The sequence below is a fragment of the Streptomyces sp. CRCS-T-1 genome (genome assembly GCF_024442335.1).
Taxonomy (GTDB): domain Bacteria; phylum Actinomycetota; class Actinomycetes; order Streptomycetales; family Streptomycetaceae; genus Streptomyces; species Streptomyces koelreuteriae.
Window position 1 is genome coordinate 741,377 of record NZ_CP101651.1, and the last position, 21,118, is coordinate 762,494.

The window sequence follows — 21,118 nt, forward strand, 5'->3', positions numbered from 1 at the left end:
CCGATGCCGGCACGCACTCGTGTGGGGCTCCTGGCCCGGCGCGGAACGGCCCGGCCGGACGGCACACGCACCACGAGCTTCGGGCTGTGGCACCCGGCCAGGTCCCACCGAGCCCTGTGCCGGCACTCACGCTGCGCGGGGACCCCGGTGCGGCGCGGAGCGGCCCGGGCAGAACACGCACCGCGGGCCCGTCGCACCATCGGTACGCACCCCCGCCCCTCGCGCCGGCTGCGGAACGCCCACGGTGCGGGCCTGCCGCTCCCGGACCGGGAGGGCCACAATGGACGGTATGCGAGTGCGGCGCACCGCCTGGGCCTCTGCCGGACTGCTGCTGGCTGTCGCGGTCGGCTGCACCGGCGGTGGGGACGAGGGCGCGCCCGAGGCAACTCCGGCATCGGCCCCCGCCACGACCGAGAAGCCTCGCGCCACGTCCTCCCCCACACCCTCCCCGGCCGACCCCGTCTCCCTCCCCGCCCTGATGCGGCGCGAGCACACCGGCTCCGGACTGCGTCTCGGGGCCGTGCTCGACCGGACCTCCGCCTACACCCGGTACGCCGTGACGTACGAGGCGAACGGCCTGACGGTCTCGGGGATCATGAACATCCCGGGGGGCGAGGGTCCCTTCCCGGCGCTGGTGCTGGCGCACGGGTACATCGACCCGGACGACTACTTCAGCGGCCAGGGCATGCCACGCGAGCAGGACCGTCTGGCCCGCAGCGGCTATGTCGTCCTGCACACCGACTACCGCAACCACGCCCGCTCCGACAAGGACCCCGACAACGACGTGAACCTGCGGCTCGGCTACACCGAGGACGTCATCGGCGCCGCCCTGGCCCTGCGCGACTCGGGCCGCCCGGAGATCGACGGCGACCGTCTCGGCCTGTTCGGCCGGTCGATGGGCGGCGGGGTCGTGTACAACACGCTGGTCGTGGCGCCCGGTCTGTTCGACGCGGCCGTGGCGTACGCGCCGGTGAGTGCCCGCCCGCAGGAGAACATCGACCACTTCCAGCGGCCCGACGGCGACCCGCTCGTGGCCGAGATCGAGGAGAAGCACGGCACCCCCGAGGAGGACCCGGACTTCTGGCGCGGTGTCTCGCCCCTCACCTACGCCGACCGTGTGAGCGAACCCCTGCTGATCCAGCACGGCACGGCCGACGACACCTGCCCCCTCGCCTGGTCACGGGAGGTCTCCGCCACCTTCGAGGAGGCCGGCAAGGACGTCGAGCTGCGCACCGTCGACGGTGAGGGGCACACATTCGGGCCCCGGTGGGCAGCCGAGATGGACGTCACCGAGGCCTTCTTCGCACGCCATCTGCGCTGACCCGGTCACACCCGGGACCGGTACAGCCCGAACTCCGCGATCCGTACGGCCCCTCGCGCCCCGGTCACCCGTACCCGCCACCGCCGGGCCCGCACGGCGCCGGGCAGCAGCAGGATCCGGCTCGCTCCGGCGACCCCCGCCCGGGCCACCTCCGCCCAGCCGCCGTCGCGGTACGCCTCCACCACGAAGCCCTCCACCTGCTGGCCGTACCGGATGTCCTCCGCCAGGCGGACCCGGTCCACCTCCCGCTCCCGGCCGAGGTCGACGGTGACCCGGCCCGGTGAGGTACTGGTCCGGGCGCCGTCCGCAAGATCCTCGGGCAGTTCGCGGTCGATCCGCTCGCGAAACTCCCGCAGGCGCGTGACATCGGCGGCCGGCAGCAACCCCCGGGTGTCGGGCGGGATGTTGAGGAGCAGCACCGAGTTCCGGCCGACGGAGCGGAAGTAGATGTCCGTCAACTGCTCGACGCTCTTGGGCCGCTGGTCCGCGTGGTAGAACCAACCGTCCCGGATCGACACATCGCACTCGGCGGGCCACCACTGGAGATAGTCGGCGACCGGCCGCGCCGCGACCAGGGCGTCCCGGCTGCCCATGTCGGGGGCGTCGTAGGAGAGGGCGTAGTCGGTCCGCCCGTAGTCCTTCTCCTGGACGGGGACGACGCTCCACTCGTCCTCCCGGGCCAGCCCGCCCTCGTTGCCGACCCAGCGGACGTCCGGCCCGGTCACGGCGACGACGGCGTCCGGGGCGAGGGACCGCACGAGGCTGTACCAGCTGTCCCAGTCGTACTTCTCGACCTTGTCCGGCGGGATGTGCCCCTGGGCCCCGTCGAACCACACCTCGTCGACCGGGCCGTACTCGGTGAGCACCTCGTAGAGCTGGTTGAGCATATGGGCGCCGTAGTCGGTGGCGGGGAGCGTGTACGAGCGGGGCGGGGTGCGGTCGTCGCCGTCGACGAGGGTGGGGATGGTGCGTGGGGCGCGGGCGCTGCCGTTGGCGTACACGCCGTGCAGGTACTGGTTCTCGTCGGCGGGCGAGATGTAGACACCGACCTTGAGGCCGTGCCGCCGCATGGAGTCGGCGAAGTCGCGCAGGACGTCGCCCCGGCCGTCGCGCCACGTGCTCGACGCCACCGTGTGGCCGGTGTAGCGGGAGGGATAGAGCACGAAGCCGTCGTGGTGCTTGACGGTGAGGATGGCCAGCTTGAAGCCGCCGTCGCGCAGGGCGCGGGCCCACTGGTCGGTGTCGAGGCCGGACGGCTGGAAGACGTCCGGGTCCTCGTCGCCGGTGCCCCATTCGAGGCCGGTGAAGGTGTTCACGCCGAAGTGCAGGAAGGCGGTGCGCTCCAGGCGCTGCCAGGCGATCTGCCCTGCGGTGGGGCGCACTTGGGAGGCCTTGCGGACCAAATCCTCCGGGCTGTCGTCGGGGCCGACGGGGATACGGCTGCGACGGGGGTCAGGCGGAGCCGCGAGTGCGGGTGCCGTCATGCCGGCGGTCGCGGCGAGGACGGCGGCTGATGCGACGAACACGCGTCGGGACACGGCCATGGCGACGACTCCTCAGGTCAGATGCCAGACGGCGGGGGTGCGCTGATCGGGCGGGTACTGCGCGAGCCGGCCGTCGTCCGTCACGCTCACCGTCATCCGGGTGATGGCGTTGACGAGCCGGTGGCCGCCACCGCCGGCCGGCTCCAGCTCCCAGCGCTGGAGGGTGGCGGCGGGATCGCAGATCTGCGGCGTCACCTCGACGCCCGGCTGGAGGGGCACGTTGAGCGTGAGCTTCCCGCCCCGCACCTCCAGACAGCCGTCCTGGGTCCGCAGGGTGACGTAGCCGTCGGCCGTGCGCCGGAGGGAGGCGGTGAACGACCGGCCGGCTGTCCGGAACGTGTACGTCCCGTCCGCGACCGCCACCCGGGTCAGATCCCGGAAGCCGGGCGCGTGACCCACGGCCGTACCGCGGGCGGTGAACCCGGCGTACGTGGCGTCGGGATGCGGATCGCCCCAGGTGGCCTGCGCGATGTGCCGCAGGGCCGGCCACAGGGCGACGGCGACCTCGTTCTCGGTCTCCCCGCGGCCGTTGTCGGGCCAGAGGCTGATCTTCGCTCCGGTGATGCCTTCGCTGGAGGTCAGCTTCTCGCCCTCGAAGCTGCGCGGGTCCCAGGACTGGTCGTACAGCGCCTCGGTGTCGGTGTGGAAGCCGCCGCGGACGAGGTAGAGCGCGTAGGCCGCGTTCATCAACGGATAGCCCTGGGCGATGAGTTCGCTCGGCTTGACCGCCACGTTCAGCCAGTGCTCGACCGTCGTACCGGCCGCGACCGGCACGGTGTTGGCGCCGGTGAGCCCGTCGTTCCAGATGCGCAGCCGCTTGCCCCGGGAGTCCGCGTAGGCGTGGACGCGGTTGACGAAGTCGACGAACGCGTCCTGGGGTGTGGCGTGGGGGCCGTACTTCTCCCGCGCGTACTTCAGGACCTGCGGGTACTTGGCGAAGTCGGAGCCGAGCATGTACTCGTCGGCGCCCATGTGCCAGTCCCGCCCGGGAAAGACCTCGGCGTACTCGTCCATCAGGCTCTTGTAGTAGGCGAAGGCCTCGGGCCGGGTGATGTCCAGCCCGGAGGGCTGCTTGGTGCCGTCCGTGTCGGTGAGCTGGAGATCGGGGCGGTTCTCTATCCACGGGTCCATATGGCCCGGGGAGTTGATCTCGGGAATGATCTCGACGTGGTACTTCTCGCCGAGCGCGACCAGTCGGCGGATCTCGTCCTTGGTGTAGTAGCCCCAGGTGTTGGCCTCGGGGTGGGCGTCGCTCTTCACCTTCAGTTCGAGGAGCAGCTGGTTGAGCTTGTGGTACGCCATCTCGCGCACCAGGTTCTCCAGCCAGGGCAGCGAGACATGGACGTAGCAGGCGCAGACGCCGACGCCCCGTTCCCTGTAGCGCGGCACGTCGACGGTGCGTCCGGCGGGGACCCGGTCGCCCTGGGCGAGGAGCTGGAGGAGGGTCCGGGTGCCGTAGAAGGCGCCGGTCTCGGTCGCGCCGGTCACCGACAGCCGTCGGCCCGCGTGGAGTTCGTAGCCCTCCGTGCCGAGCGAGGATCGGCCGGGCCGGATGTCGATAACGATGTCACCGGCCCGGGCGGCTCCCCCTACGACGGGGACCGTGCCGTGTCCGGCCGTCCGGAGGTCGGCGGCAAGGGTGCCGGCGACCCGGCGCTCGGCGCCGGTGCCGGTGCCGGCGACCAGGCGGGTGCCCCGGCCGTAGGTGTAACTGCCGGGTTCCGGGGACCAGTCGGTGAGGGCGGGCACCGTCACCGGAGTCCGCGGCTCCTCCGCGACCGCGGGTGCGGCCGGTGCCGCGGGTGCCGCCGTGACGAGCAGCGCCAGCGCCGCCAGGAGTCCGGGCCACCACATCCGCCGTCTTCTGCGCTCAGTCATACGGCTCCCCATTCATCGGACGTCTGATGATTGAGCTGACGCCGACGGCTGTCAATGGGGCGCGTCCGCACGAAAGTTGAGCCATTGATCGGATGTCCGGGGGCGCATGGGGCGTACCGAGGGGCGCTGTCCGGCCGGTGACCTCGACGTACGCCCCCTGCCGGTGCACAGTTCTCCCTACGTACTCGCCAGTAAGCCCGTCCGCTCCCTTCCGATCCCCTCCGAGGAGTTCTCCGTGACCAGTTGGGCCGGCCGCACCGCCGCCGAGATATCCGCCGCCGTCCGCGAGAAGCGGGTCACCCCGCGCGAGGTGGTCGCCGAGCACCTCGCACGGATCGAGCGGTTCGACGGCCGTGTCGGGGCCTTTCGCACGGTGCGTGCCGAGGCGGCACTGGCCGAGGCCGAGGAGGTGGCCGCGCGCGGCGACTTCGCCGATCTGCCCCTGGCCGGGGTGCCCGTGGCCGTCAAGGACAACCTCTCGGTGCGCGGCGAGTCCCGGCGCGTCGGCTCGGCCGCCACACCCCACACCCCCGCAGAAGAGGACCATGTGACGGTGGCCCGGCTGCGGGCGGCGGGCGCGGTGGTGGTGGGGCTGACGAACGTCCCGGAACTGTGTGTCTTCGGCACGACGGACGGCGTGCTGGGCACCTCCCGCAACCCCTGGGACCCGACGCGCTCGGCGGGTGGTTCCTCGGGCGGCAGTGCCGCCGCGGTCGCCGCCGGGATGGTGCCGATCGCCCTCGGCAACGACGGCATGGGTTCGCTGCGCATACCGGCCGCCAACTGCGGTCTCGTCACCATCAAGCCGGGGCACGGGGTGGTCCCGACGGGCACCGGGAACAGCGACTGGTTCGGCCTGTCGGAGAACGGGCCCCTCGCCACGACCGTCGAGGACACCCGTCTGATGCTCTCGGTCCTCACCGGCACGGAGCCCGGGCCCCGGTGCGAGCCGGGCGCCCTGCGGGTCGCCGTGTCGCTGCGCAGCCCGTTGGCCGGGGTCACCATCAGCCGGCCGTACGCGACGGCCGCCCGGGAGGCGGCCGAGGCTCTGATGAAGGCGGGCCATCAGGTCCGGCGCGCCGACCCGCCCTACCCGATGTCGCTCCCCCTGACCTCGCTGATGCACTGGACGGCGGGCACGGCCGCGGACGCCCAGCAGCTCGACCGGCGTCTGCTCACCCGCCGCACCCGGGTCCACGCCACGCTCGGCCGGCCCTTCGTGGCCCCAGCGCGCGCCGGGGCGAGCCGGGAGCAACTGCGCCGGCGGCTGGAGCCCTTCTTCGCCGACCACGACGTGCTGCTCACCCCCGCGCTCGCCCGCCGCTCCCCGCAGGCCGCGCCCTGGCACGAGCGGGGCTGGCTGCGCAATGTGCTGGCGAACACGAACTACTCACCACTCACGCCCGCATGGAACCTGACCGGCTGGCCCGCCATGTCCGTCCCCTGCGGAACCCTCCCCTCCGGCGCCCCCTGTGCCGTGCAGCTGGTGGGACGCCCGGGCACGGAGTCCCGGCTCCTGTCCCTGGCCGAGCAGTTGGAGGAGAAAATCCCGTGGCGGCGTACGGCGCCGGTGAACTAGGGTCGGCCGGGTGACTGCCGGGTCGGCCGTAGGCCATGCACGAGTGAGGCGCCCGGCCTCGGAGTGAGCGCGGCGGGGGTGACCCCGCCCGGGCCCGCCCGAGAGCCGGAGAGGGCACGAGCCCCGCCTCTCGTCTCCGTTTTCCCGTTCCCCGCGCCGCTGCGGCGCTTCACCACGGATCAACGAAACCCGGAGACGAACCCACTCATGTCCCACGCACAGCACACGCCGCCCGCCCTGCCGACGACTGTCGCCCACCTCGACCACACCGCCGTCTTCGCCTCGGACCGCCAGTTGTCGGCGGAGTTCCTGGCGGCCGTCCTGGGTCTGGAGGTGGGCGCCCCCTTCGGGCCGTTCCTGCCGGTCGACCTGGGCAACGGCGTGACCCTCGACTACTACGAGAAGCGCGACGAGCCGATCCAGTCCCAGCACTACGCGTTCCTCGTGCCCGAGGAGCGGTTCGACGCCATGATCGGCCGCCTGGAGGCGCTCGGGGTCACCTACTACGCCGACCCGAGCCACACCGAACCCGGCCGCGTCAACGACCTCTTCGGCGGACGCGGCGCCTACTTCGACGACCCGAGCGGCCACAACATGGAGATCATGACCCGGCCGTACGTCCGTCCCTGACGGTCGCCCCGGAGTGCCGATGACCTCGGCGCACGCCTAGAGCGCGCGGTACATGATGTGCAGCCCCACCCGGCCGTCCCGGGGGTGGTCGAACGCTTCCGGCACCGTGCCGAGGATCGTGAAGCCCAGGGAGGTCCACAGCTTCACGGCCGGGTTGGTCTCGACGACGGCGTTGAACACCATGCCCCGGTAACCGGCGGCCCTGGCCTCGGTCAGGAGGTGTTCGGCGAGGGCACGGCCGTGGCCACGGCCGCCCTGGCCGGGGTCGACCATGAAGCCGGCGCCCGCGATACGGGCAGCGGGGCCACCGTAGTTGGGGGTGAGATACGCGGAGGCGACGACAGTGCCGCTGTCGTCCTCGACGACGTAGACCCGTTTCGCGGGACTCATCCACAGGACCCGGGCCTCCTCCTCGGAGGTACCCGGGTCCCATGCGTAGGTCTCGCCCGCGGCGACGATGTGGTGCCAGAACGGCCAGATACGCGGCCAGTCGTCAGCCGTTGCTTCCCTGATCAGCATGGGCGCGAGTCTGGCACGCCCATGCGCTCGGCGAAGGTGGAGGGGGTGCGCCCTCGGTCAGTCGACGCTGGGCAGGATGTGGGGCTCTGCGAGGTCGTCCTCGTAGCCCGCGAGGCGGATCGGGGCCGACCGGGCCCACACGTCAAGGCTGCCGAGCTCGTCGGCCCGCCGGCCGGCGCGCTCGCCGCGTTCCTTGGGGCGCTGATCTCGATTCGTCTTCTCCGGTGTCACCGCGCACTCCTTATGTGTCGGTCACCCTCGGGACGCACGCGCTGGTCCTGCTGCGCCTGACGCCCCGTATGGGTCTGATGTCAAAAGCAGTTCGGACGCGGTGGCGCCGGTCGACTCACGGGAGAGGCCGTGGTGAACCGGCTGTCCCATGACGGACCGTGGGTGTGGGTAGGACCCCGTACTGCTGTCCGTCCGGAACAGATTAACCAAATGAGCGGGCCCCCGCTCGATGGGGCTGAAAACGGCCGGTAACAATCGCGCGTCATCCGGTGTTCAACTCAGGTTTAGGCGCCGATTTGTTCACTGACGGGCGATTTGAGCACCACCCGAACGGCGTACAGATGCGTAGGCGTTTTCGACACGGTTGCGCAGTTCAAGTGCCGTTGGCTGAGTCGAAAGCTCGCCATGGTCTGCTGCCGCACGGCAACGGCTGTCTCGCGGGAGGACTGACGCATGGAGCTGCGCAGCGTCGAGGAGCTGATGGATCTGCTGTACACCTGCCGGGGCACCAGGGACGCCCCGGACCGCGACCGCCCGCCGGTCGATCTCCACGATCACGCGCTGCGGACCGCCGCGCTGCTGCGCCGCGGCCGCCCGGCCGACAAGGAGCTCCAAGTGGCGGGGCTGGTGCAGCCGGTCGGAGGGCTGCTGTGGCCCGGCGATCCCGCCGCCCGCGCCGACCAGGCGGCCCACGCGGTGCGCGCGCTGCTCGGCGAGCGGGTCTCCCGCCTCGTCCGCCGGTGCCCCCGCCGGGACGCCGCCGTCGACGACGACCTCCTCACCCTCCGCCAGGCGATCGAGGAGGGCCGCACGGCCGGGTTCGACGCCGGGGTCCTGGAGGACTGGCGGACGGTGCTGCACCTCTTGGCGGCACGCAACTCCCGCCTCGGGGCGGTCGATTGACGGACAGCGGCCGTCAGGGGCGCGGGGGACGGCCCGCCACACCCCGCAGACGCTCGCCCGGGTCCCGGCCTACCACTTGCCCGGCGCGTAGTCCTTCAGGAAGATCCCGTACAGGTCCTCCCCCGCCTCGCCCCGCACGATCGGGTCGTACACACGGGCCGCGCCGTCGACCAGATCCAGCGGCGCGTGGAAACCGGCCTCGGCGAGCCGCAGCTTGTCGTAGTGGGGCCGCTCGTCCGTGATCCATCCCGTGTCGACCGAGGTCATCAGAATCCCGTCGGCCTGGAACATCTCCTGGGCACTGGTCCGCGTCACCATGTTCATCGCGGCCTTGGCGGCGTTGGTGTTCGGGTGCCCCGCGCCCTTGTAGCCGCGCCCGAAGACCCCCTCCATCGCGGAGACGTTCACGACGTACGCCCGCCCGCTCGCCGCCTTCTTCGCGGCCTCGGCCATCGCGGGGCGCAAGGCGCTGATCAGGATGAACGGCGACGTGTAGTTGCAGAGCTGGGTCTCCAGCAGCTCCACCGGGGAGATCTGATCGATCGTCTGCACCCAGGTGTTGGAGTCGACGACGTCGGGGACCAGGCCGCCCGCGTCGATCGCGGTGCCGTCGAGGTGCCGCTCGACGCTGGCGTTGCCCGCGACCAGGGCGAGGTCGGCGACCTTCTGCGCGTCGAGGCCGCTGGTGCCGATTGGCAGCGCGGCGATGCCGTCGACCGCGCCGGAGTTGAAGGCGCCGATGACGTGGTGGGCGGGGAGTTCCCCGGCGGGCAGCGGGGCGCTCTCGCCGTCGACCAGGGCGGCGTAGGCGGAGGGCAGCCGGCGCACGGTCTGCGTCGCGTTGTTGACGAGGATGTCGAGGGGACCGGCGTCGGCGACCTGCTCGGCGAGGGCCACGGCCTGCGCCGGGTCGCGCAGGTCGATGCCGACGACCTCCAGGCGGTGGATCCAGTCCGCGGAGTCGTCCATCGCCTTGAAGCGGCGGATGGCGTCCTTCGGGAAGCGCGTGGTGATCGTGGTGTGCGCCCCGTCGCGCAGCAGCCGGAGCGCGATGTACATGCCGATCTTGGCGCGGCCGCCGGTGAGCAGGGCGCGCTTGCCGGTGAGGTCGGCGCGGACGTCGCGCTTCTCGCGGTTCACGCGGGCGCAGTCGGGACAGAGCTGGTGGTAGAAGTAGTCGACTTCCACGTACCGGGCCTTGCAGGTGTAGCAGGAGCGCGGGCGCTGGAGTATCCCCGCGATCCTGCCCTCCTCGGTGTTCGAGGAGGGCAGCAGACCCTCGGTCTCGTCGTCGATGCGCTGGGCGGAGCCGGTCGCCGTGGCCTCCGTGACCGCCTTGTCGTGGGCGGTCTTGGCGGCCCGGCGCTCCTGGCGGCGGCGCTGCTTGACCGTGCGGTAGACGCCCGCGGTGGCCCGGCGCACGGCGACGGCGTCCGGGTGGTCGACCTCCAGCTTGTCGAGTTCCTCGAGCACGCTGAGGCAGACGGCCAGACGCTCGGGGTCGATGCCGGGTCCGTACGAGAGCCCGCTCGCCTCGTCCATGGCCTGCGGGCCGTCCTCTGTCACCGTCATCGCCGCTGTCGTTCCCTGCTGTGGTCCTGGCGGCGCGCCGGTCGCGCCCGCATTCGAAGGGCGAATTTTACGGAGCGCCGGGCCGGACCTCCAAACCCGCCCCTGATCAGGACTCGCAGGCCATGATCAGCGTCCGCACCTCCTCGGTGACGGCGGCGGCGAATCGGTCGAGGTCGGGGACGGCTTCGGCGTCGGCGACGAGGCCGTAGTGGACGCTGCCCCGGTACGTCGAGACCGCCACCGCCAGGGAGTGGCCGGGGGGCAGCGGGGCGAAGGGGAACACGGCGGTGAGCGGGTGGCCGCCGAGTTTCAGGCCGAGGCTGGGCAGGGGCACGCTGGTCACCAGGATGTCGAACCAGAGCCGTGCCGCCTGGCCGACCAGGGGGCCGCCGAGCCGGTGGGCGAGGGCGGGGACGTGGTCGGCGAGCAGGGCGACGGCGCCCGCGCCCCGGTTGGGGCCGGCGTCCTTGTTGCGGTCCATGGCGGTGCGGACCGAGGCGAGGCGCGCCAGCGGGTCCTCGTCGTCCACCGGAAGCCGTATCAGGTAACCGGAGAGCCGGTTGCCCTGTGGGTAGGCGGTGCGCGGGCGGCGCTTGGAGACGGGGATCAGGGCGCGCGGCGCCACGCCCTCGCTGCCGTCGCCGCGCTCGTCGAGCCAGCGGCGCAGGGCGCCAGCGACGACGGCGATCAGCACGTCGTTGACGGTGCCGCCGACGGTCTTGCGGACGCGGTGCACATCGTCGAGGTCGAGCACCACTCCGGCGGTGCGGCGGGTGCCGCTCGGCTCGCAGGTGAGCGCGGGGGTGGAGCGCACGTCGAGGGAGGAGCGGGCGACGGAGGCTCCGATGTCCAGGGCCCGGCTCACGTCGGACAGGGCGCCGCGCACCATCCCGGGCAGGTCGCGCACGTCCGGCAGCAGAGGGCGCGGGGGCGCGGCGGGGCGGGGCCGGGGCGCCGGCATGTCCATCGGGTCCATGAGGCCCGCGGCGAGGGTGAGTGCCCGGAGCCCGTCGGCCAGGGCGTGGTGGAACTTGAAGAGCACCGCGAAGGAGCCGCCGTCCTCGCCGGGCAGCACATGGGCCTCCCAGGGCGGCCGGCCGCGCTCCAGCGGACGCCCCATGAGCCGGCCCGCCGTGGCGTGGAAGTCGGCGGTCGGGGCGTGCAGCCGGACATGGTGCTGGGAGTCGAAGTCCGGGTCCTCCTCCCGGGCCGCACCGCCGAAGGCGTGCGGCCGGCGCAGCGCCGCGGGCAGCGGCTGCCACACGTCGCGGATGCGCATGCGCAGTCCGGGGACGTCGGCGGCGCGGGCCGCGAGCAGGTCCGCGGCGCGGGCGCCCGCGGCCGGCGAGTGGGCGGGGAAGATCCCGAGCGCCCCGAGGTGCATGGGGTGCTCGGCGGACTCGAGGTTCCAGAACGCCAGGTCGAGTGGAGCGAGCAGGTCAGCAGTCAAGGGCTTGCCTCGCGTCGACGACGGGTGAGTCAGTAGTCAACCGCCCTCAGCCGATTACGGTCAAGTACGATCACGCTACGTACAGTTAACAGCAGATTAAGTCCCGCCCCGACGAAGAGGGGCGGGACTTATGGTGCATGTGCCGTCAGTTCAGCACAGGTTGCGGCGCCGGGCACCCGGTGGGAGTCACCCGGGAGGCGTCACGGATCAGCGCCTGGTGCGCCGCCTTGAGCCGGGCCGTGTCCGGTTTCAGGACGGCCCGGTCGTAGGTGAGGAAGCCGTTCAGCTCACCCTCGACGTCCGCGATCTGGGTGTATACGGCACCGTTGCTGCCCCGGCAGACCAGGGCCCTGACCTCGTCGAGCTTGGTCAGATAGTCCTCGGTGTACGTGGCCGGGTCGACGTCGACGTACGACTGCTGCACCGACCAGGCGTGGCCGGGCACCGCGAGGCCCAGGCCGCCGTACTCGCCGCTGACCAGGGCACGCTCGCCGTCCGGGCGCGGCGGCAGGGCCGGGCTGGGATAGCCGTGCTCGTCCATGAGGTCACCGGTGCCGCCGTCGGCGCCGAGGTTCAGCCCGGACTGGCCGTTGACCAGCCGCGTGGGGTCCCACGCCTTGGCCTGCTCGGCGACCCGGCCCACGTCGTACTGGCCCCAGCCCTCGTTGAAGGTCACCCACATGACGACCGACGGGCTGCTGATGTGCTCGTCGATCATCTCCTTCATCTCCCGCTCGTAGCGGGCGCGGGAGGAGTCGCTCGGGTTCACCCCGGCCGTCATCGCGGGCATGTCCTGCCACACCAGCAGCCCGAGCCGGTCGGCCCAGTAGAACCAGCGGTCCGGCTCGACCTTGATGTGCTTGCGGACGGAGTTGAAGCCGAGCCGCTTGTGCGCCTTCAGGTCGTAGGCGAGGGCCTCGTCGGTGGGCGCGGTGTGCAGGCCGTCCGGCCAGAAGCCCTGGTCGAGGGTGGCCATCATGAAGACCGGCTCGCCGTTGAGGACCGTGCGCGGCACTCCGTTCACCTTCTCGACGGCGATGGAGCGCATCCCGAAGTAGCTGCCGACCCGGTCGGCGCCGACCTTCACCTTGAGCTTGTAGAGGAAGGGGTCGTCGGGGGACCACAGGTGCGGGTCGCGCACGGTCAGGGTCAGCGCACTGCCGGTGCGGCCGCTCGCCGTGGCGACCTCGCGCTTCCCGTCGTACGCCGTCGCGGTGATCGGTACGCCGTCCCGGACGCCCCGGGCCTCAACGGTCAGCTTCTCGCCGGCCACGTCCGGGGTGAGCTCGAGGGAGTCCGTGTGGTCGCGGGCCACCGGCTCCATCCAGACCGTCTGCCAGATGCCGGAGGACGGGGTGTACCAGATGCCGCTGGGGTCCAGGCGCTGCTTGCCGAGCGGCGGGTTCTCGCCGGATGCCGCGTCGGTGGGGTCGTAGACGCCGACGATGAGTTCCTGGGTGCGGCCGGGCTTCAGCGCGTCGGTGATGTCGGCGCTGAACTTGTCGTAGCCCCCTTCGTGCTCGGCCACCTTGGTGCCGTTGACGTAGACCTCCGAGCGCCAGTCGACGGCGCCGAAGTTGAGCTCGAGCCGCTTGCCGGAGCCGATGTCCCAGTCGCGCGGGACCGTGAAGGTGCGGCGGTACCACATGCGGTCCTCGTGCCGTTCGATGCCGGAGAGCTGGGACTCCACCGGGTACGGGACGAGGATGCGCTCCTTCAGGTTCTTGCCGACGGGCGGCTGCTCGCCGGGCTCGGCGGCGGCGAACTGCCAGCGGCCGTTGAGGTTCTGCCAGGCGTCCCGGGTGAGCTGCGGGCGCGGGTACTCGGGGTGGGCGTTGCCGGGCCCGACCTCGTCGGCCCAGCGGGTGCTGAGCTGGTGCGTGGAGCGGTTGGGGCCGCTGCTCCAGAACTCCTTGACAACGTTGCCGTCGGTGTCGGAGAGGCCGCCCTGGCCGTCGTAGCGGATGTCGGCGGTGCCCCGGGCCGTGCCGGTCTTGTTGCCGACGACCGGCTCGTCGAGGGCGACCAGGAGGGAGGTGGGATCGGACGGGTCCGGTCGCGCCGCGCCCAGGGGCCATTCGGCGCCGCCGATCACCGCCTTGAGGTGGTCGGTGAAGCCCGCCGGGGGTGCGGCCAGGGGCTGGGCGAAGTCCAGCTTGAGCGTGCGGCCGGTGGACTGGACCGTGGCCGCGAGGGCTCCGTCGTAGTCGAAGCCGTCGGGGAGGCGGAAGGCCGACTGCGGGACCGGCTCCTTGCCGGCGCCCGGCGGGGTCCAGCGGAGGTGGAGGTTGGAGCCGCCGTAGTGCTCGAAGTACTCGACCTTGATGTCGTAGGCCTTGCCCGCGGTCAGGTCTATGGGCTGGGCCGTCTGTTCGCGGTCCCAGTCGTCCACCCAGTGGTCGATGAGGGGCTTTCCGTCGATCCAGAGGCGGAAGCCGTTGTCGCCGATGACCGAGAAGGTGTGGGGGCCGGTCTTCTCCGGGACGATCTTTCCGGTCCAGCGGACGCTGACGTCGTCCGATCGGCCGGTGGTGAAGTTCAGGCGCGGCTCCAGGTTGTCGAAGTAGAGGTCCTGGTCGAAGGTCGTCGCCTTGAGGGTGTGGAAGTCGAAGGCGCCGGGGGCGGAGTGGGTGAAGTACTCGCCCTTGAGGCCGTGGATCTCGGCGGGGTCGTCCGCCAGGGCGGGGGCCGCGGTCAGGCCGGTGAGGGCGAGGAGCGCGGCGAGCAGTAACGCGAGCCGGTTTCTGTGGGGTCCGGTACGCACGGAACCTCCGTTTACAACGATGTCATTTCCGGGCGAGGGCATGACAACACGGATTCCGCTCTTCGTCCAGAGGCAGGACAAAGTCCCCGGGCGGGGACCCGTCAGGTGACCAACTGGCCCTTCCCGAGGGCGATGACGCCGCCCTTGGACACCGTGTACAGCTCGGCGTCCCGCTCCGGGTTGACGCCGATCGTCGCGCCCGGCGGCACCTCGACGTTCTTGTCGAGGACGGCGCCCCGGACCACCGCGCCCCGGCCGATGTGCACGTTGTCGTGCAGCACGGAGCCCTGTACGACGGCCCCCGGGTCCACCACGACACCCGGCGACAGCACGGACCGCGTGACCTGGCCGCGCACCAGGCAGCCCGCGCTGATGATGGACTCGCTGGCGATGCCGCCGGCGTTGAAGCGGGCCGGCGAGAGCTGGTACGAGTGCGTGTAGATCGGCCAGCTGCGGTTGTACAGATTGAACGCCGGGCGCTCGGCGATCAGGTCCATATGGGCCTCGTAGTAGGCGTCCAGTGTGCCGACGTCCCGCCAGTAGCCCTGGTCGCGGGTGGTCTCTCCGGGCACGTGGTTGGCGCTGAAGTCGTACAGCGCGGCCTCGCCCCGGTCGGTGAGCTGGGGCAGGATCGAGCCGCCCATGTCGTGCACGGAGGCCTCGTCCTCCGCGTCCCGCCGGAGCGCCTCGATGAGGGCCTTGGTGGTGAAGATGTAGTTGCCCATGGAGGCGAAGACCATGTCCGGGTCGTCCGGCAGACCGGGCGGATCCGTCGGCTTCTCCAGGAAGCGCTCCACCGTCTGGCCGTCCGAGCCCGGCGTGATCACGCCGAACGACGAGGACTCGGTGCGCGGCACCCGGATCCCGGCCACCGTCACGCCCGCGCCGCTGTCGATGTGCTGGGCGAGCATCTGGCGGGGGTCCATGCGGTAGACGTGGTCGGCGCCGAAGACGGCGACGTACTCGGGGCGCTCGTCGTAGATCAGGTTCAGCGACTGCAGGATCGCGTCGGCGCTGCCCAGGTACCAGCGCGGGCCGAGGCGCTGCTGGGCGGGCACGGGCGTGACGTAGTTGCCGAGCAGGTTGGACATCCGCCAGGTGGTGGTGATGTGCCGGTCCAGCGAGTGCGACTTGTACTGCGTCAGGACGCAGATGCGCAGGATGTCGCCGTTGACGAGGTTGGACAGCACGAAGTCGACCAGGCGGTAGGTCCCGCCGAAGGTGACCGCGGGTTTGGCACGGTCCGCGGTCAGCGGCATCAGGCGTTTGCCCTCGCCGCCGGCCAGCACGATTCCCAGGACCGAAGGACCACCACGACGCATGGCCGCTCCCCTCACGCCGATTTCCCGATGCCTGCCCCTGTGCGGGACGCGCTATGCCTGTTTCAGGATCTCCTCGTAGAGCCGGACCGTGCGGCGGGCCACCGCGTCCCAGCCGAACTCGCCGACCGCCCGCTCCCGCCCGGCCACGCCCATCCGCCCGGCGGTCTCCGGATCGCCCAGGACGGTGTCCATGGCCCGGGCGAGACCCGCCTCGAAGTCGTCGCCCGGCGGGACGAGCAGGCCGGTCGCGCCGTCGTCGACGACCTCGGGGATGCCGCCGACCGCCGAGGCCACCACGGGCGTACCGCAGGCCATCGCCTCCAGGTTCACGATGCCGAGCGGCTCGTACACCGAGGGGCAGACGAACAGCGCGGCGTGCGTGAGGAGCTGGATCACCTCCGGGCGCGGCAGCATCCGCGGGATCCAGAACACGCCGTCGCGGACCCGGCTCAGCTCCCCGAACAGCTCGCGGAACTCCTGGTCGATCTCCGGCGTGTCCGGTGCGCCCGCGCACAGCACGACCTGCGCGGCCGGGTCGATGTCCCGCACCGCGCGCAGCAGGTGGGGTACACCCTTCTGCCGGGTGATACGCCCGACGAACAGCACATACGGACGGGAGCGGTCGATCCCGATCCGGTCCAGGGCGTCCGTGCCGTGGTCGGGCCGGTAGAGGCTGGTGTCGATGCCGTTGTGCACGACATGGACCTTCTCCGGGTCCAGGGCCGGGTAGCAGCCGAGGATGTCCTCGCGCATCGCCCCGGACACCGCGATCACCGCGTCGGCGGCCTCGATCGCGGTGCGTTCGGCCCAGCCGGACAGCTCGTAACCGCCGCCGAGCTGCTCGGCCTTCCAGGGGCGCAGCGGCTCCAGGGAGTGGGCGGTCATCACGTGCGGGATGCCGTAGAGCAGCTTGGCGAGGTGGCCGCCGAGGTTGGCGTACCAGGTGTGGGAGTGGACCAGCTCGCGGCCCTCCAGGGCGGCGGTCATGGCGAGGTCCACGGAGAAGGTGCGCAGCGCGTCGTTGGCGCCGTCGAGCGCGGACCAGGGCCGGTGGCGCCGCACGCCGTAGGCGCGGCCCTCGCCCCAGCAGTGCACGTCCAGGTCGACCAGGTCTCTGAGCTCCCGGGCGAGGAACTCCACATGGACGCCCGCACCGCCGTACACATCCGGCGGGTACTCCCGGGTCAGCAGTCCCACTCGCACCCGCAACTCCCTGCTCTCAGCGGCCGTTCCCTTTCATGGTCACCCAGATGGGGCGTGTGGGGAAGAGCGGGGCGGCGTCGTGAAGCAACAGTCGCCGCAGACGCCCCCGCCGGGCACCCGGTAGTACAGACAGCAGCTGCGGCGCCGGAAGGCGGTGCCGGTGAGGGTTCCGGTGCCTGTGAGCAGGGGGTGCGCGAGGAGTTCCGCGGCCAGGGAGCGGGCCCGGGCGGCGGTGTCCGTACGGTCGTGCCGCCGGGCCCAGCGGTCGAGTTCGCGGGCGGCGCCCGCCAGCGCGGAGGCGGCGTTGCCGCGCAGCAGGCCGGGGGCGAGGCGGTGGTGGGCGCGCAGGGCCGCCGCCAGGGGTTCGAGGTGGCCGTCGAGGACGGTGTCCGCGAGCGTCGCCGCGTCCGCCCCGGGGAGCGGCCGTACGTCCGTGAGCCACAGGTCGTCGGGGGCACTACCGTCGGCGTCCCAGCGCAGCAGCCGGGCGTCGAGGTCGGGGACGCTGCCGTAGAGGACCGCGCAGCCGAGCGCGACGGACCACAGGCGGGCCGCGAGGCCGAGGTGGGCCACGGACGCGGCGATGCGCGACTCCGGGGCGTGCAGGGCGCCGGCTACCTTGCGGATGCGAAAAATCAGGGGATTTCCGTACACATCCGGTGACGTTTCGCCGTAGGCCTGTGCGAGAGTGGGAAGAGGCCTGGCCGCCGCTCCTTCCGTGCGCAGCGCGAAGAAGCCGCCGAGCGGGCGGAGTGCGGCGAGGTCGGGGTCGAGGTCCACGAAGACCAGTAGTACCAAGGCCCCTAGGGGACGCGACCCGGTGACCCCGCCCATGGTCGCCCACCCTGGGGATGATGGTGCTCCCCTCGTACTCCATCGGCAGTAGGACCCAATGAGTGCTCAGGGACGACGACGGGAAGACCTGGACACGGCAGGGTGTTGGTCATGAAAGCCGACCTTTCGCCGCGCCGGGCTGATTGCCCCCGCCTGACGCAGAGGAGCAGCCGATGAGCGCCCTCGCGTTGTCCGTCCTGCTGTCGCTCGTGTCCGCCGTCGCTTACGCGGGCGGGGCGATCGTGCAGGAGCGGGTGGCGGAGTCCTCGCCGGGCGAGCAGTACGCTCCGCTGCGCCGGCCGGGCTGGTGGGCGGCGGTCGGACTCAACGGTCTCGGCGGAGTGCTGCACGTGGTGGCGCTGGCGTACGGTCCGCTGAGCCTGGTGCAGCCGCTGGGCGCGCTGACCATCGTGGTGGCCCTGCCGATGGCGGCACTGTTCGTCGGCCGCAAGGCGGGTGCCACGGCCTGGCGGGGCGCGATCATGGCGACGGTCGGGCTCGCCGGTCTGCTGTCCCTGGTCGCCGCGGCCGACGCGCGGTCGCTGGACACGGCTCAGCGGGTGGCCGTGGCCGTCTTCACCGCCGGCGCGGTCGTGACGCTGATGATCGCCGCCCGGGCCGCGCACCGGCACCCGGCGGTCCGCAGCATGCTGCTGGCGACGGCCGCGGGTATCGCGTTCGGCATGTCCTCGGTGTTCACCAAGACCGTCGCGGTCGACTGGACCGGCGGCGTGTCGGCGGCCGATGTGCCCTCCCTCGCCGTGATCGGCGTCCTCGCAACGGCCGGCATGCTGCTCTCGCAGGCCGCGTACCGGGGCGCGGGCCTCACGGCCCCGCTGGCCACGCTGACCGTGGTGAACCCGGTGGTGGCGGCCGCGGTCGGCATCACGATGTTCGGAGAAACCTTCCGCTATGGCACGACGGGCACGGCGCTCGCGCTGAGCTGTGGTGTGGTCGCGGCGGGTGGGCTGATTCTGCTGACGACGGAGCGGCTGGCGCAGGATCGGCCGGAGGAGAGCAGGACGGGGAGCACGACGGGGACGGTGCCCGAGCCCGCCGGGAGCGGACGGGGTCGGCCGGAGCCGGTGGGTGCAGGGTCTGCGTCACAGGGCACGGTTGATTCGGCCGAGACGGTCGGCAGCCGGGCCGGGAGCGGGAGTGCGCTGCGCGAGACGGTGAGGGCGTCGCCTGTCGGCGTGGGCAGCCTGGCCGGGGTGGTCGACGCCTCGCCGGAGATCCCCGGGATCGGCGTCGTGTCCGAGACGGAGAGGGCGTCGCCTGCCACGGTGGGCAGCTTGGCCGGGGCCGTGAACGCTGCCTCGCCGGAGCCCGGGAACGCCCAGCCGGCGATCGTGGGTACACCGCCCGCGGCCGTGAATGCGCGGCCCGAGACGCTGGGCGTCGGGGCGGTGAGCGCCTCGCCGGTGATCTTGGGCGCGACGCCCGCGGCCGTGAATGTGCGGCCCGAGACGCTGGGCGTCGGGGCTGCCGGGGCCGCCGGGGCCGCCGGGGCGGTGAACGCCTCGCCGGAGGCCCGGAGCACCCCGCCCGGGGTCGGCGTCCTGGCCGAGACCGTGGGCGCGCCGCCCGTAGCCGTGGGGGTGCTGCCCGTAGCCAGGGGCGTGCTCCCCGAGACGTTCGGCGTCGGAGGAGCGTCGAGCGCGGGGACGGGCGACCGTGGCGGGGCCGGTCGCGGACGGTCCGGGGACGAGTCGGTGCCCGTGCCCCGGTCCCTTGCCTCCGAGGAGCCCGAGGCCGCCCCGGACATCCCGTACGAGAGCGGGGACATGCCGGTGTCCTCAGGCCCCGGCGACCGCCGCCCGCTCTCCTACGTGCCCTTCTACGGCATCCCGTACGTCCCGCTGCCCACGGTCGACCGGCACCGCACCCGCATCAGATCGTGACGCCGCCGGCCCGGAGATAGGCCACCGGGTCGACGTCCGTACCGAAACCGGGCCCCGTCCGCACCTCGAAGTGCAGATGCGGGCCCGAGCTGTTGCCGGTGGAGCCGGAGCGGCCGAGGCGCTGGCCCGCGGTCACCGACTGCCCGTCCCGCACGGAGATCGCCGACAGGTGGGCGTACTGGCTGTAGCGGCCGTCGGCGTGCCGGACCACGACCTGGTAGCCGAAGGAGCCGCCCCAGCCCGCGCTGACGACGCTGCCCGCGGCGACCGACCTGATGGACGTGCCCGTGGGCACGGGGAAGTCGACGCCGGTGTGGTAGCCCTTCGACCAGGACGAGCCCGCCTTGCGGTAGGGCGTTCCCAGGGAGCCGCTGACGGGAGCGACGAGGCCCTGCCGGGCGGTCGACCGTCCGGCGCGGTCCTTGCTCTCGTCCTTGGCGCGCTCCTTGGACGGCTCCTTCGCGCGTTCCTTCGCACGGTCCGGCTTCTTCGGCGACGGCTTGGCCGCGGGGCCCGGCTCGGTCGCGGGACGCGTCTTCGTGGCGGCGCCCTCACCCCGCAGCGCGAGCCGCTGACCGGGCACGATCAGGTCGGGGTCGGCTCCTATGGCCGAGCGGTTGGCGGCGTACAGACCCCGCCAGCCGCCCCGGACCTCCTGGTCGGACGCGATCCCGGAGAGGGTGTCGCCCCGGACCACGGTGTACATCTCGGCGTTGCCCGCCCGGGACTGCGGTGTGGACTGCGGCCGTACGTCCTCGATGGACGTCCTGGGCTTCTTGCGCACGTCCTTCTTCGTGCTCTCGGAGGCCGGCCGGATGTCGGGCTCGCCTCCGCCCCGGGTCAGTCCGGCGCGCTTCGAGCAGACCGGCCAGGCGCCCGGGCCCTGCCCGTCGAGCACCTTCTCGGCGACGGCGATCTGCTGGTCCTTGGTGGCCAGGTCCGCGCGGGCCGCGTAGGTCCGGCCGCCGTACGCCTCCCAGGTGGACTGGGTGAACTGCAGACCGCCGTAGAACCCGTTGCCGGTGTTGATGCTCCAGTTGCTGGTGGACTCGCAGGCGGCGACCTTGTTCCAGGTGTCCACGTCCGCCGCCTGGGCGACGCCGGTGCCCATGAACGGCAGTGCCATGCCCGCGCCACCCGCCGTGACGGTGAGTGAGGCCCGGTTGATCCTGTTCGGCTGATACCGGCGGTGCCGGCCGCGTACGGCCATCGAGTGCCCCCCTAGACATGCGTCAGGAGGGGCAAAAGTAAGCGCTGCGAACCGGCCAGAACAAGACGGCTATCAGCCGCCCGGGCGCCCAAATGGCCGGTATGAGGCCCCTGTTGCGCGACGTGCGCCACGGCGGTGCATCGCGTGAGCCACCCGGTGCGCGGGTGCGACGTGCGCGGGGACGCTTACATCGACTGAGTGCGACGGGGCTTTCGTGCGTATCACGCTGCGCGACGTCGTACGACCCGCGCGTG

Annotated in this window: 15 protein-coding genes and 1 pseudogene; 5 read left to right on the forward strand and 11 right to left on the reverse strand. The window is 72.2% G+C overall.

What is annotated here, in order from left to right:
* Positions 1-280: 280 nt before the first annotated feature.
* On the forward strand, positions 281-1,321 hold the full coding sequence (locus NNW99_RS03395) for a S9 family peptidase (protein ID WP_251057691.1): 1,041 nt from the start codon (positions 281-283) through the stop codon (positions 1,319-1,321).
* 5 nt (positions 1,322-1,326) lie between these two features.
* Here NNW99_RS03395 and NNW99_RS03400 read toward each other — a convergent pair whose 3' ends face one another.
* Together NNW99_RS03400 and NNW99_RS03405 are read right to left on the reverse strand one after the other, a co-directional pair.
* A complete protein-coding gene (locus NNW99_RS03400) occupies positions 1,327-2,865 on the reverse strand; it encodes an alpha-L-fucosidase (RefSeq protein WP_215117100.1) in 1,539 nt (512 codons plus the stop codon).
* Between the two features lie 12 nt (positions 2,866-2,877).
* Positions 2,878-4,743 (reverse strand): family 20 glycosylhydrolase, encoded by a 1,866-nt coding sequence (locus NNW99_RS03405; protein ID WP_215117101.1) that lies wholly within the window; start codon positions 4,741-4,743, stop codon positions 2,878-2,880.
* A gap of 235 nt (positions 4,744-4,978) precedes the next feature.
* Between NNW99_RS03405 and NNW99_RS03410 the strand changes: the two genes are divergently transcribed.
* Both NNW99_RS03410 and NNW99_RS03415 read left to right on the forward strand, forming a co-directional pair.
* Positions 4,979-6,322, forward strand: coding sequence for an amidase (locus tag NNW99_RS03410; RefSeq protein ID WP_215117102.1), 1,344 nt, complete (start codon positions 4,979-4,981; stop codon positions 6,320-6,322).
* A gap of 207 nt (positions 6,323-6,529) precedes the next feature.
* Entirely contained in the window at positions 6,530-6,952 is a 423-nt protein-coding gene (locus tag NNW99_RS03415) for a VOC family protein (RefSeq protein WP_215117103.1), read from the forward strand.
* Between the two features lie 36 nt (positions 6,953-6,988).
* On the opposite strand, the gene NNW99_RS03420 is transcribed toward NNW99_RS03415, so the two are convergent.
* On the reverse strand, positions 6,989-7,471 hold the full coding sequence (locus NNW99_RS03420; protein WP_215117104.1) for a GNAT family N-acetyltransferase: 483 nt from the start codon (positions 7,469-7,471) through the stop codon (positions 6,989-6,991).
* A gap of 57 nt (positions 7,472-7,528) precedes the next feature.
* Complete coding sequence (locus tag NNW99_RS03425; protein WP_167526749.1) at positions 7,529-7,702, reverse strand: hypothetical protein; 174 nt, start codon at positions 7,700-7,702, stop codon at positions 7,529-7,531.
* Between the two features lie 453 nt (positions 7,703-8,155).
* On the opposite strand from NNW99_RS03425, the gene NNW99_RS03430 reads away from it, so the two are divergent.
* A complete protein-coding gene (locus NNW99_RS03430; RefSeq protein WP_215117105.1) occupies positions 8,156-8,605 on the forward strand; it encodes a hypothetical protein in 450 nt (149 codons plus the stop codon).
* 69 nt (positions 8,606-8,674) lie between these two features.
* On the opposite strand, the gene NNW99_RS03435 is transcribed toward NNW99_RS03430, so the two are convergent.
* From NNW99_RS03435 to NNW99_RS03460, 6 genes are all read right to left on the reverse strand, one after another.
* Positions 8,675-10,177 (reverse strand): SDR family NAD(P)-dependent oxidoreductase, encoded by a 1,503-nt coding sequence (locus NNW99_RS03435; protein WP_215117106.1) that lies wholly within the window; start codon positions 10,175-10,177, stop codon positions 8,675-8,677.
* A 106-nt stretch (positions 10,178-10,283) separates the two neighbouring features.
* Positions 10,284-11,627, reverse strand: a complete 1,344-nt coding sequence (locus tag NNW99_RS03440; protein WP_215117107.1) for a wax ester/triacylglycerol synthase family O-acyltransferase — start codon at positions 11,625-11,627, stop codon at positions 10,284-10,286.
* 145 nt (positions 11,628-11,772) lie between these two features.
* Complete coding sequence (locus NNW99_RS03445; RefSeq protein WP_215117108.1) at positions 11,773-14,391, reverse strand: PA14 domain-containing protein; 2,619 nt, start codon at positions 14,389-14,391, stop codon at positions 11,773-11,775.
* Positions 14,392-14,492: 101 nt separating this feature from the next.
* A complete protein-coding gene (glgC, locus tag NNW99_RS03450; RefSeq protein ID WP_215117109.1) occupies positions 14,493-15,713 on the reverse strand; it encodes a glucose-1-phosphate adenylyltransferase in 1,221 nt (406 codons plus the stop codon).
* Positions 15,714-15,764: 51 nt separating this feature from the next.
* Positions 15,765-16,916 (reverse strand): glycogen synthase, encoded by a 1,152-nt coding sequence (gene glgA / locus NNW99_RS03455; protein WP_215117110.1) that lies wholly within the window; start codon positions 16,914-16,916, stop codon positions 15,765-15,767.
* Between the two features lie 39 nt (positions 16,917-16,955).
* The gene (locus NNW99_RS03460) at positions 16,956-17,714 is read right to left on the reverse strand and encodes a (2Fe-2S)-binding protein (protein WP_251057692.1); all 759 of its coding nucleotides are present in this window, start codon (positions 17,712-17,714) and stop codon (positions 16,956-16,958) included.
* A gap of 209 nt (positions 17,715-17,923) precedes the next feature.
* Between NNW99_RS03460 and NNW99_RS39065 the strand changes: the two are divergent.
* Positions 17,924-18,749, forward strand: a pseudogene (locus NNW99_RS39065) (DMT family transporter); the annotation flags it as partial.
* An 894-nt stretch (positions 18,750-19,643) separates the two neighbouring features.
* On the opposite strand, the gene NNW99_RS03470 reads toward NNW99_RS39065, so the two are convergent.
* Positions 19,644-20,864, reverse strand: coding sequence for a transglycosylase family protein (locus tag NNW99_RS03470; protein ID WP_215117112.1), 1,221 nt, complete (start codon positions 20,862-20,864; stop codon positions 19,644-19,646).
* Between the last annotated feature and the right edge of the window lie 254 nt (positions 20,865-21,118).

Coding starts and splice junctions, on each gene's coding strand:
- NNW99_RS03400 (WP_215117100.1), bottom strand. CDS start 2,865: ATGGCCGTGTCCCGACGCGTGTTCGTCGCATCAGCCGCCGTCCTCGCC.
- NNW99_RS03395 (WP_251057691.1), top strand. CDS start 281: ATGGACGGTATGCGAGTGCGGCGCACCGCCTGGGCCTCTGCCGGACTG.
- NNW99_RS03435 (WP_215117106.1), bottom strand. CDS start 10,177: ATGACGGTGACAGAGGACGGCCCGCAGGCCATGGACGAGGCGAGCGGG.
- NNW99_RS03420 (WP_215117104.1), bottom strand. CDS start 7,471: ATGCTGATCAGGGAAGCAACGGCTGACGACTGGCCGCGTATCTGGCCG.
- NNW99_RS03415 (WP_215117103.1), top strand. CDS start 6,530: ATGTCCCACGCACAGCACACGCCGCCCGCCCTGCCGACGACTGTCGCC.
- NNW99_RS03405 (WP_215117101.1), bottom strand. CDS start 4,743: ATGACTGAGCGCAGAAGACGGCGGATGTGGTGGCCCGGACTCCTGGCG.
- NNW99_RS03470 (WP_215117112.1), bottom strand. CDS start 20,864: ATGGCCGTACGCGGCCGGCACCGCCGGTATCAGCCGAACAGGATCAAC.
- glgC (WP_215117109.1), bottom strand. CDS start 15,713: ATGCGTCGTGGTGGTCCTTCGGTCCTGGGAATCGTGCTGGCCGGCGGC.
- NNW99_RS03430 (WP_215117105.1), top strand. CDS start 8,156: ATGGAGCTGCGCAGCGTCGAGGAGCTGATGGATCTGCTGTACACCTGC.